At 63.8% G+C, this 11175-nt stretch carries 11 protein-coding genes; all 11 read right to left on the bottom strand.

The features are described 5' to 3' along the window. Positions 1 to 49: 49 nt before the first annotated feature. Positions 50 to 415 carry a hypothetical protein gene (locus ROV93_RS16495; protein WP_046984178.1) on the bottom strand — a complete coding sequence of 122 codons (366 nt, stop codon included), beginning with the start codon at positions 413 to 415 and terminating at the stop codon, positions 50 to 52. A 103-nt stretch (positions 416 to 518) separates the two neighbouring features. After that, the gene (locus ROV93_RS16490; RefSeq protein ID WP_046984177.1) at positions 519 to 1169 is read right to left on the bottom strand and encodes a hypothetical protein; all 651 of its coding nucleotides are present in this window, start codon (positions 1167 to 1169) and stop codon (positions 519 to 521) included. 23 nt (positions 1170 to 1192) lie between these two features. Next, positions 1193 to 1849 carry a HupE/UreJ family protein gene (locus ROV93_RS16485; protein ID WP_229301257.1) on the bottom strand — a complete coding sequence of 219 codons (657 nt, stop codon included), beginning with the start codon at positions 1847 to 1849 and terminating at the stop codon, positions 1193 to 1195. 328 nt (positions 1850 to 2177) lie between these two features. Next, on the bottom strand, positions 2178 to 2528 hold the full coding sequence (locus tag ROV93_RS16480; protein ID WP_049444365.1) for a hypothetical protein: 351 nt from the start codon (positions 2526 to 2528) through the stop codon (positions 2178 to 2180). 123 nt (positions 2529 to 2651) lie between these two features. After that, positions 2652 to 3986: an MFS transporter gene (locus ROV93_RS16475; protein WP_046984174.1), complete on the bottom strand. Its 1335-nt coding sequence runs from the start codon at positions 3984 to 3986 to the stop codon at positions 2652 to 2654. A gap of 97 nt (positions 3987 to 4083) precedes the next feature. Next, complete coding sequence (locus ROV93_RS16470; protein ID WP_046984173.1) at positions 4084 to 7329, bottom strand: CusA/CzcA family heavy metal efflux RND transporter; 3246 nt, start codon at positions 7327 to 7329, stop codon at positions 4084 to 4086. Next, positions 7329 to 8495, bottom strand: coding sequence for an efflux RND transporter periplasmic adaptor subunit (locus ROV93_RS16465; protein ID WP_046984172.1), 1167 nt, complete (start codon positions 8493 to 8495; stop codon positions 7329 to 7331). The genes ROV93_RS16470 and ROV93_RS16465 overlap by 1 nt, the downstream gene beginning before the upstream one ends. Continuing rightward, the gene (locus ROV93_RS16460) at positions 8496 to 9698 is read right to left on the bottom strand and encodes a TolC family protein (protein WP_160314165.1); all 1203 of its coding nucleotides are present in this window, start codon (positions 9696 to 9698) and stop codon (positions 8496 to 8498) included. It lies immediately after the preceding gene. Positions 9699 to 9811: 113 nt separating this feature from the next. Continuing rightward, a complete protein-coding gene (locus ROV93_RS16455) occupies positions 9812 to 10369 on the bottom strand; it encodes a sigma-70 family RNA polymerase sigma factor (RefSeq protein ID WP_049441978.1) in 558 nt (185 codons plus the stop codon). Positions 10370 to 10384: 15 nt separating this feature from the next. Further along, entirely contained in the window at positions 10385 to 10831 is a 447-nt protein-coding gene (locus ROV93_RS16450; RefSeq protein ID WP_046984169.1) for a periplasmic heavy metal sensor, read from the bottom strand. Continuing rightward, entirely contained in the window at positions 10831 to 11115 is a 285-nt protein-coding gene (locus ROV93_RS16445) for a CnrY/NccY family anti-sigma factor (protein WP_046984168.1), read from the bottom strand. The genes ROV93_RS16450 and ROV93_RS16445 overlap by 1 nt, the downstream gene beginning before the upstream one ends. Between the last annotated feature and the right edge of the window lie 60 nt (positions 11116 to 11175).

Below are 11175 nucleotides of genomic sequence, written 5' to 3'. Positions count from 1 at the left end.
CCCGCTAAGGCAGGCAGCAGAACAGGCCGCGCGGACGCGGCAGGCGTTGTCAGACGATCGGAGGCCGGAAGGGCGAGGCGGGATAACCCAAAGGCACGCGCAGCAGCCGCAATGCGGGCACGTCGGCGCTCAGTGCGAGAGCGACTACCTGGTGGTGGCCATTGAACAGGCTCCCTGCGAAGCTTGCGTCTGCCTGGTGCAGCACGCTGTGCGCACCAGAGGCGTGGTCGTCGTCGAGGTTGTCACTGGCTCCGGCCGGATGGGAATGCCCATGGTCGAACGCAGCGGCGATGTCGTGCTCCAGACCATGCAGTTCGCTCAGCTGGATCACCATCGGCCGCGCCACAACACTCAGCAGCATCAGCGCGAAAAGGCTGATGCGGGCGAGCACACGGTGGCGGGCGGAAAGACGCATGGGATCTAGGGTAAATGTGGCACGTGGCCTTGTCGAGATGGTAGGACGAATGTTTGCAGAGGAGCGTACCCGGCTGCCCCGGGCACGCCCTCCTGGCCTGGTCTTACATTTTCTTCAGCTGTTCATACTGCCCGCCCGTACGCAGCAGCAGGGTGACCGGTTCCTCGCCGCGATTGCGCCAGAACCAGCCGTGGTTGCCCGTAAAGGCGGCCAGAAGTACGCCCTGGTCGGACGCCTCACCTCGCCCCTTCTCATAGCTGATCGCACGACCACCGCCGTCACCATGGGTGTCGAAGTTCACCACCCCGCCCTGGACCGACCAAGTGTAGGTCGCACGCTCGCCTTCCTTCATGGAAAGCTTGATTTCGGTACCCTGACCGGGCGCCAGCACGACTTCGGCTTCGTCACGCCATTCCGTGGCTGCGGGCGCTGAGGCCGAAGCAGCGGCCGGCTTGGGAGTGACTTCGACTGTCTGGCGATCCCGCGTGGAGACCTGGGTGAGCACGGCGAGGCCCTCCTCGGCCCGGGCATCCATGGCCGCATCCGCTGCGGCTTCTTCGGACAGTTGCTGCTTGATCTGTCCCATCTCGGTCAGACCCAGCATTCGGCCTATACCCAACGGATCCACGGCGTGTTCCGCAGGCAGCACGACACCGATGAGAAGCACGACGGCGATGCCGGCGGCGATGAGGGTAGTGCGCGCCAGCTGGCGGCTGCTGGGGAGGTCACTTTCGAGGGGCTTGCTGTTGTACATGATGGTAGGGATCTCTCAAGGATTCAGGAAATGGCGTAGCCGGTCAGCTGCATGCCGATCAGGACGAAACCTGCGCAGAGCATTGCCGCGTTGGCGAAGTAGGCGTGCTTGAAGAAGCTGGCGGTGCGGCGCCAGTAGCCCATCACAATCAGGATGGCGCCCAGGGCAAGCATCTGCCCCATTTCCACCCCGACGTTGAAGGCGAGCAGGTTCGGAAGAAGACCATCGGGGGAGATGTCGTACTCGATGATCTTGGTGGACAGGCCAAAGCCATGGAACAGTCCGAACACCAGTGTCGCGACCTTGGTATTGGGCTGGAAGCCGAACCAACGCTGGTAGGCACCGAGGTTGTCCAGCGCCTTGTAGACCACTGACAAGCCGATGATCGCATCGATGAGATAGCTGTTGATGCCCACATTGAAGAGCACACCCAGCAGCATCGTCGTGGAATGACCGATGGCAAACAGGGTGACGTACAGCGCGACATGCTTCATCCGGTAAAGGAAGAAGATCACGCCCAGCAGGAACAGAATGTGGTCATACCCGGTGGCCATGTGCTTGGCGCCCAGGTAAGCGAAGGCGATCAGATTTACCCCTGATATCTCTTGGATGTAACCCTTGTCGCCCTCGGCGATGGCATGCGCCAGAGCACCATCGGCAGTGAAAACAAGTAGCAACATGGTTATCGCTGCGAGCAGCGTGCGCGGCCAGTGCGACGGCATGGCCATGGGATGGGTACGGGTGGATAACCCGGAATGTGGTCTGGGGATCATGATGGAGTTCTTGAGTGACATGACATGCCACGGACCTCCGCGCCGCGCCCCGCCACAGGCGCACGGCAACGCCATGCAGATGTGTGCCAGGGCACGCATGCACGTCGTTACCGCGCGGTGGCGCAGGAGTCAGCCGGATCGTGGCCGGAATACAGAGGGGAACTGCGATGCGTCTAGCCGCAAGCCAGCCGCACGCCCGCAGAAAGCAGGCAGCGCGGCAGACATGCGCCCGGCATCAGGCCGCGACGATGGGAGGCCTGAACAACGATGAGCAGTGATGGGCAATGAACGCTGCCTGGCGATGCCAGGGGTGCGCACCACGGCCGATGGCTGGATCGTGGAGTGCTACGTCCAGCAGGATGCCAAGTGACCCGCCCAGATCGGACTGGTGCAGCACGCCATGGCCGCCCGACGCGTGCAGAGGATCCCGATCTGCAGCATCACGATCGCCCGCGTGCGGATGTCCATGTTCGGCTGCGGTCTGCACCATGTGCTGCAGACCATGCAGCTCGCCAAGATGATTCAGCACCGGGCGCAGGAACATGCTCGCCACCAGCATCAGAAAGATGCTGGTGAGCAGTCGCACATTCGATATCCGGCGCAGTGATGTCATGCTCAAAGACTAGTGTGTTGCTGGATCAAAGTCGACACGAAAAAGGGGGGGTGTTCAGCGTGCGCGCGCTACTGGGCATCTCTGGTGACTCGTCGTTCATCCGGGCCAACGGGTATGGTTGTCATCGATGACAAAACGGTGCGAGTGGCCTTGTTCCGTATGCGCGTGTTCCTGCATGTGCGGGTGGTCCGCAGGGAGATCATCATGTCGGTGGGTGATTGCGTCAGGATCATTCGCAGGCCAGGTACGCCAGGCGAATAGAAGCCCCGCGCAGGCCACCACCGCGAGCGCCAGAACCGCCACCGGCATGCCCAGGCGTGCCCCCACGGTACCGGCCAGTGGGTAGGCAATCAGCCAGCAGACGTGGGAAAGCGAGAACTGCGCGGCGAACAGGAAAGGAAGGTCAGTGGACTCTGCCGAGCGCCGTAGCAGCCGGCCGCCTGGTGTCACCAAGCCGGCGTAGCTCATGCCCAGCAATGCCCAGCCGGACAGCACCAGGGGCCAGCCGATCGCGGAGGGCGTCAGCCACCACGTAACCCCCAAGGCGGTAAGCACCGCAAGCATCATGCTGGCTGCAGAGAGCATCACGCGACGGTCCGGTACGCGGTCCAGTACCTTGGGAAGAACCAACGCCATCAGCATCGAGCCGCCGCCGAACGCAGCCAGGGCCCAGGCGACCTGGGCTTCAGCACCGCCCAGCACGTTGCGCACGACCACCACCGTATTGACGAATACCATCGCACCACCCGCGGCAGCGCACAGGTTCAGCGCCAGCAGGCCTTTCAGTCGAGGCGTCTTCAGATAGATACGCATGCCACGGATGGCCCGTGCATAGGGGCCTTCCTTGCGCGGCGAGGCTGCAACGAAGGGGAATGCCGTGACCACGACCAGCAGCGCTGAGCAGACGAAGCCCACCGACGTACCGGCGAAAAGGCCATGGAAGCTGATCAGTGTCAGCAGGGCCGCCGCCAGCGCAGGGCTGAGCAGGCTTTCCAGGTCATACGCCAGCCGCGACAAGGACAATGCACGGGTGTAGTCGCGCTCTTCCTTGAGGATTTCCGGAATGGTCGATTGGAACAGCGGCGTGAAGCAGGCTGATGCCGACTGCAGAAGAGCGATGAGCAGGTACACCTGCCAGATCTGATTCACGAAAGGCAGGCACAGTGCCGCGGCCGCGCGCACCAGATCAAGCCCGATCAGGACCGGCTTACGCAGATTGGCTGGCACGACCGCGCCGGACATAGGCGCGAGCAGGACGTAGACCACCATCTTGATGGCCAGTGCCGTGCCGAGCACCTGGCCGGCCTGCGCGCCGGCCAGGTCATAGGCGAGCAGCGAAAGCGCCACGGTCGCCAAGCCAGTACCGACCAACGCAATCACCTGGGCAGCGAACAGATTCCTGAAGGTCGGAAAACGGAGAACCTCGATCATGGCTGTCCTCGGAGGAATGGAGTGCAGAAATGCCAATACCCTGCGGATCGTAGAACGATCCGCAGGGCCGGGCGTGAAACTGTGGAAGGGAACGTACTCAATCGGTTTCCGGCGCCGGCAGTGGGTCCTCGATGCCCGCTGCCTTCCTGCGCGCAGTCCTGCGCAGCACCAGCCCACACAGTGCCGGCAGGACGAACAGGGTCAGTACGGTTGCCGTGATGAGGCCGCCGATGACCACGGTCGCCAACGGCTTCTGGACTTCAGCACCCGTGCCGGTTGCGATCGCCATGGGTACAAACCCCAGTGAAGCAACCAAGGCCGTCATCAACACGGGCCGGACGCGCTCCATTGCACCCTGCTCCACCGCCTCGTTCGGCTCCATGCCGTCATGCAGACGCTTCTTGATGGCGGAGATCAACACCAGTCCGTTCAGCACCGCCACACCCGAAACAGCAATGAACCCCACTGCTGCCGAGATCGAGAACGGAATGCCACGCAAGGCCAGCGCGAAGAAGCCACCGGCCAGCGCCAGCGGTACGGCCGTCAGCACAGTGCCGGTCAACAGCCCGTTGCCGATGGCCATATACAGCACCGCGGCAATCAGGATGAAGCACAGCGGCACGATGATGGCCAAACGCTGGGTAGCTGCCTGCAGGTTCTGGAACTGCCCGCCCCACTCGATCCACGAGCCGGTCGGCAGTTGCACCTGCTGTGCGATCGCTACCTTGGCATCGTCCACGAAGCTGCCCAGATCACGCCCCACTACGTTGGCCTCTACATAGATCCGGCGCTTGCCGTTGTCACGACTCACCTCGTTCAGACCCTGCGTGAAGCGGAAGCTGACCAGCTCACGCAGCGGCACCGAAGGGCTGCCTTCCTGATTCCCCGGCGGCAGCATGACCGGCACCGCACCCAGGACGTCCAGATCACTTCGGTCGACGCGGGGCAGTCGAACCACCACATCGAAGCGGCGATCGCCCTCAAAGATCTGGCCCGCCTGGCGTCCGGCCAACGCGGCCGACACCGTATCAGCCACATCCTTAACGGTCAGGCCATAGCGGGCGATCGCTGCGCGATCAAACGCCATGTCGAAGGTCGGGAAGCCACCGGTCTGGGCCACACGCACATCCGATGCCCCGGGAATCTTCTTCAGCACAGCAGCAATTTTGTCTGCGCTGGTGGCCAAGGCCGTCAGGTCTTCGCCGTAGATCTTCACCGCCACGTCGCTGCGCACACCACCGATCAGCTCGTTGAAGCGCATCTCGATCGGCTGCGTGGCGTCGTAGTTGTTGCCCACCAGGAACGCGGTCTTCTCGCGGATGCGCTCGATGACCTGCTCTTTGGTCTTCACACCATCAGGCCACTGGTCCTTCGGTTTCAGGATGACGTAGTTGTCCGATGCGTTTGGCGGCATGGGGTCTGCGGCAAGGCTCGCCGTACCCGCCTTGGAGTAGACGGTCTGCACCTCGGGAAGCGTCAGCACAGCCTTCTCCAGGGGAAGATCGATGGCTACCGACTGTTCGATGGAGGTGGAGGGAATACGAACGGAGGACAGGTTCAGGTTCTGCTCGTCCAGTGTCGGCATGAACTCACGTCCGACGAAGGAGAACGCCACCGCGCCGGCCAGCAATACGCCCAATCCGCCGGCAAGATATGGCATCGGTTGCCGGATCGCATTGCGCAGCAACGGCTGGTAACGGCTCTTCGTGGCCGCCACTACACGCACTTCCTTCTCGGAGATGTGGCCCTTCAACATGACCGCGACCATCGCCGGAACGAATGTCAGCGAGAGGACAAAGGCCGATGCAAGCGCCAGCATCAGGGTGATCACCATCGGCGAGAACATCTTGCCTTCCACGCCCTGGAACGTCAGGCACGGAACAAAGACGAGGAAGATGACCGCCTGTCCGTAGATCGTCGGGCGGACCATCTCCTTGGAGGACGCGATGGTCTCGTGCAGGCGCTCGCTCAGAGTGAGGATTCTACCTTCGGCATGCTGACGCTCGGCCAATCGTCGCAGTGAGTTTTCGACAATGATCACAGCACCGTCGATGATCAGTCCAAAATCCAGCGCTCCCAGGCTCATCAGGTTGCCGGAGATGCCCAGCTTGTTCATGCCGATGGCGGTGATGAGCAGGGACAACGGAATTACCAGTGCAGCAATCACTGCCGCACGCCAGTTACCCAGCAACGCGAACAGGATGACCACCACCAGCAGCGCGCCCTCCGTCAGGTTCTTGGCGACGGTCTTGATGGTCGCCACCACCAACTGCGAGCGATCCAGCGTCGGGACGATGCTCACGCCCGGCGGCATGGTCTTGCTGATCTCCTTGAGCTTGTCGCCGACGGCGGCGGCCACGGTGCGGCTGTTGGCGCCCACCAGCATCAGCGCGCTGCCCACTACCGTCTCGTAGCCGTTGCGACTGGCGGCACCTCGCCGCAGCTCGCCGTCGATCACCACCCGCGCAACATCACCCACCGTGACCGGAACACCGTTGCGGTTACCCACCACGGCCCGCGCGATCTCATCCACCGAACGGATACGGGCATCAGCTCGCACCAGATAGGATTCGCCAGAGCGCTGGATGTAGTCCGCACCCACCGAAAGATTTGCATCCTGCAGCGCGTTCGCCAGGTCGGTGTAGGAGAACCCATACTCAGCAAGCTTGGCTGCATTGGGCTCGACCACATACTCCTTCACATAGCCGCCCAGGCTGTCGACGTCAGCCACGCCCGGCGTCGTGCGCAGCTGCGGGCGCACGATCCAGTCCTGTACCGTGCGCAGGTACGCTAGGCGCGCCATGTCATCGGCCAGGCGATCGCCCTGATCGGTCAGGAACGAGCCATCGCTCTGCCATCCGGGCTTGCCATCGTTGCGTGGCGCGTCCTTGCCATCGGGGTGTGTGAACTCGACGCTGTAGTGGAATACCTCGCCCAGGCCAGTGGAAACCGGCCCCATCAGCGGCTCGGCGCCTTCGGGAAGCTGCGGCCGGGCCTGGGTCAAGCGCTCGGTGACCTGCTGGCGCATGAAGTACAGATCGGCACTTTCATCGAAGATGACCGTCACCTGGCTGAAACCGTTGCGCGAGAACGAACGCGTGTTGGCAACGCCGCGCAGGCCCGCCATCGCGGTCTCGATGGGATAGGTCACCCGCTTTTCCACTTCCACCGGGCTGAGCGTGGGGATGACGGTGTTGATCTGCACCTGCTTGTTGGTGATGTCCGGGGTGACATCGATCGGCAGCATGTTCAACTGCCAGGCACCGATGACCGAGATCACCAGCGTGATGAACAACACCAGCCAGCGGTGCCGCACGGCACCTGTAAGCACCTGTTCGATCATCACTCGTCTCCGCCGGACTTGTTCATTTCCGCCTTCACCAGGAAGGCGTTGCGGGTTGCTACGCGGGTTCCTGCGGAAACACCGGAGAGGATCTGCGCCATTCCACCACTACGCACGCCTACGAACACGGGCTGGGCGTTGAACCCCTTCTCCGTGCGCACGAACAGCACGTCTTTGCCATCGATGTTCTGCACGGCTTCTTCGGGAACGGACATGCCACCGGACTGCCCGGCTGACGCCACAAGGCGCACCTGCACGCCGTCACCGACGACAAGTCCGGCGCCAGCGTTTTCCGGCGTAATCACCACGGTTGCAGCTCGAGTCAATCCTCCCACCGCCGTCGCTACAGAACGGACCTTGCCTGATACCACGGTGCCGTCAGAGCGCACGATGGTGGCAGGATCACCGGAGCGGATCCGGCTGGTATCACCCGCGCGCACCGATGCCTGCACCTCCACGCCGTTCGAGCCGGTGACGCGATAGAGGGTGGCCTGTGGTTCAACGAATACACCCAGTGTGGCCTGGGAACTGCTGATGGTCCCGGCGATGGGGCTGACCACCGAAACGCTGCCGCCGCCATCGACGTTGGCGGTGCGAGCCACCAGCGCAGCCCGTTGCGCTTCGGCCTGTGCCGACAGGTAGGCAGCTTGGCTGGCTTCGGCCTCCTGCCGGGCAAGCACCCCCTGCGCCAACAGCGACTGGTCCCGGCTGGCGTTCTTCTGCGCCAGGGAAAGACCGGCATTGGCCACGCGCAGATCTGCTGCAATGCGTGCGCCATCAGGGCTGGCGACCCGTGCAAGGACATCGCCCTTGGCGACCTTGTCGCCCACCTGGCGAAGCACCTCGGTCACGTTGCCTGCGGCCCTGGATACCACCACGGCTTCACCACCCGGAATGGCAACGACGGAGCCTGCTGCGCCAATGTTGGCTGCCACGTCGGCAGAGGTGACAGCCTCAACGGCAATACCGGCTGCTCCAAGATATGCATCGGGAATGGCAACGACCTGCACGCCGCCGTTATCTTCAGCGGCAGTGGGCGCAGCGTCTGCCGGGGCAGGCGCGCTGGAGGACTGCGAAAGGCGGGCGATGCCGAAGCCTGCGCCAAGCGCCAGCGCGGCGACGCCGAGCATGCCCAGAGTATTCACGGAAGGGGTGTTTCGCTTCATTCAACGGTCTCCGAAGACGATCTGGCCATTGGCCATTGCAAGTGATGCGTAGGCACGGACCCGGGCAAGGCGCGCATCGACCACGGTCAGCCGCGCTTCTGTCAACGTGCGGCGGCTGAGCAGCAGTTCCACCAGGGGCGTGCGGCCGGCCTCATACCCCAGACGGCCCATGCGGTAGGCCTCGGCCGCGGCTTTTTCACCCTCGGCAGCTGCCTCGAGGCCGCGTCGCGCCGCAGCCACCTGGGACAACGCGGTAGCGCGATCTGCCTGGCTCTGCAGGCGCGCAGCGTCCAATCGCGCCCTGGCCGCGTCGGTACGGGCACGGGCGGCGCTGATGCCGCCACTGTTGCGGTCGAACAGCGGTACGGACAGCGAAAGGCCCACGACCAGCGCGTCCCCACCTGCTGCAAAGCTGCGACGCCCTGCAGACACGCTCAGGTCCGGCGCACGCTTGAGCCTTTCGATACGCAGTTGGGCTTCGGTAGCGTCCACGTCCGCCTTGGCTGTCAGCACCGCCGTGGCATCGCCTGCGGTTGCGCCCACCGTTGGCCAGTCGCGCTCTAGAAGGGACTGGCCCACACCTGAGTACGTCTCGGTCTGGCCGGCCAGCACCGACAACTGCTCAAGAGCAGCCGTCGTCTCGGCATCGCGACTGGCAGCAGCCGATTGCGCCGCGCTCAGGCCGGCCTGGGCTTGGGCGGAACGAAGGCTGGCCTCTTTGCCAGCTTCCACCAGAGCCTTGGCCGCACGCAGGTCGCCCTCGGCGCGCTCCACATCCTCCTGCGCGATTGCCCGGCGAATCAGGCTGGCCTCGGCAGCGGCGTAGGCCACCGCCAGCGCTGCCGAGAACTCAACCTGCGCTTGGTGTTGCCGAGCTTCGGCCGCCTGCAGGCCCTTCTCGCCCGCCTGGATACGCGCGCTCCGCTGGCCGAAGATCTCCAGCGGCTGGGTCAGGGTGTAGGTCGTCTGGCGCTGGCTGCTGCCATTGCTTAAGGGTGCGTTGAGATTCTCGACAAGGCCGTCGATAGTGGGGTTGCGCAATGCTCTGGCCTGCCGGGCATCGCCGGCGGCCGCTGCGGTGTCGAAGCGCTTTTCCTGCAGGTAAGGCGATTGCGCCCTGCTCTGTTCCAGTAGATCTTCGTAGGTGGGCGCGTCGGCGGCCCACGCCACCGATGTGCCGAACAGCGCCAGCAGTGTCGACAAGGCAAGCAATGAGTACTTCATCCAGGGGTCCAGTGCAGTGATGCCGCATCAGCGGTCGTCTCATGCACTACGCGGCCTGTGTGCCGCTCCCCTCACATCTGGGAGATTTTTTTCTAACGACCCAACGCCGAGGCCAGTTTTGCCCGGGCGCGAAGTACGCGGCCTTCGATCGTTTTCAGGCTGATTCCCAGCGCAGCGGCCGCTTCAACCTGGGACAGACCGACGAATGCCGTCAGCACCAGTGCCTCGCGTAAGGCGGGATCGATGCTGTCGAGCACGCGCATCACGCTGGCGAGTTCAAGGCTGGAACTGGCGCTCTGTTCCGGGCCGGCCTGATCCGATACCAGCGTCCGGCCCTCTTCATCGTCGATGGGCCGGGCCTTGAATAGGAAGTAACGCACGCGGCGGAAACGCTGGGTATCGCGAACCTTGTTGATTCCGATACGCATCAACCACGGAAGCACTGGGCGAGCGGGGTCATACTCAGCCAACGCGCGCCACGCCGACACGAAAGTTTCCTGAACGACGTCGTCCACGTCGGTTTCCGGAACGCCCATGCCTCGCACCATCTGTGTGATGGCCGGCGAGTGCCTGCGCACCAGGCGCGCGAATGCCGCTGGGTCACCCGCAGCAGCTTCGACGGCCCAGTTGTTGTCTTCCTCGATCGTCACACTCAGGCCATGCTTTCAAGGGGAATCGTTGCGCAGTGCGTCCAGCAGCGCCTTGTCGTAGGCAGCGCGGTGATCGGGCTTCAGCCCTGCACGCATCTCGAAGACGTGCTCCAGCGTGATACGCTGCAGATCACCCGCCGCACGCTCGACCTCCCTGCTTGCCGCCTCTACCTGCGGACTCCAGCGAGGATCGGCCGCAATGGCATCGGCAAGTTGACGGTTGGCGATTCGCAAGCGCGCCTCGATCTCGCCCCTGCGCGTCGCAAAGAGCTGCTCTTTGGCCTGCAGGATGTCCTTCTCCGAATTGTCCAGGGGCACCACGGCGTGCAGCCGTTCATGCAGGTCGCTGTGGCCAGGGTTGAGGTAGTGCCAGCCCCAGCCGATCCCCAGGGCGCAAACCACGCCGATGACCGCGCCGGCCAAGGTCGCCAAAGGCAGGCGCATGGCGGTTCCGATAGCCATCAGCGTTCCACCAGCAGGGCGTAGGGGGACATGGCAGACGGCGCCGCGACCCAAGTGGGCCGCGGGTTGGACTGGGTGACGAGGAATGCAGAGCCCACCCCGCCACAGGTCAGCACCGCAGACAACGCAGCACAGGTCACAGCGCGGCGGAGCTCGCGGCGTCCCGCCCACTTGGCAGGTGGCGGCTCCTGGGCCAGGCGGGCCAGCAGCGCATCGGTTCCCGCGCTGGCATCTGCGCGCGTTGCGTTTGCGGCTTTTGCAAGCCAGTCATCAAGGTTGTTCATCTGCAGATCTCCTCGTCCACATACTTCATACGGCTGCCAGGGCGGCTTCCCCTCGAACAC

The sequence above is a fragment of the Stenotrophomonas maltophilia group sp. msm4 genome (assembly GCF_032025605.1).
GTDB lineage: Bacteria > Pseudomonadota > Gammaproteobacteria > Xanthomonadales > Xanthomonadaceae > Stenotrophomonas > Stenotrophomonas sepilia.
This window is presented reverse-complemented; position numbering and strand designations above follow the sequence as displayed.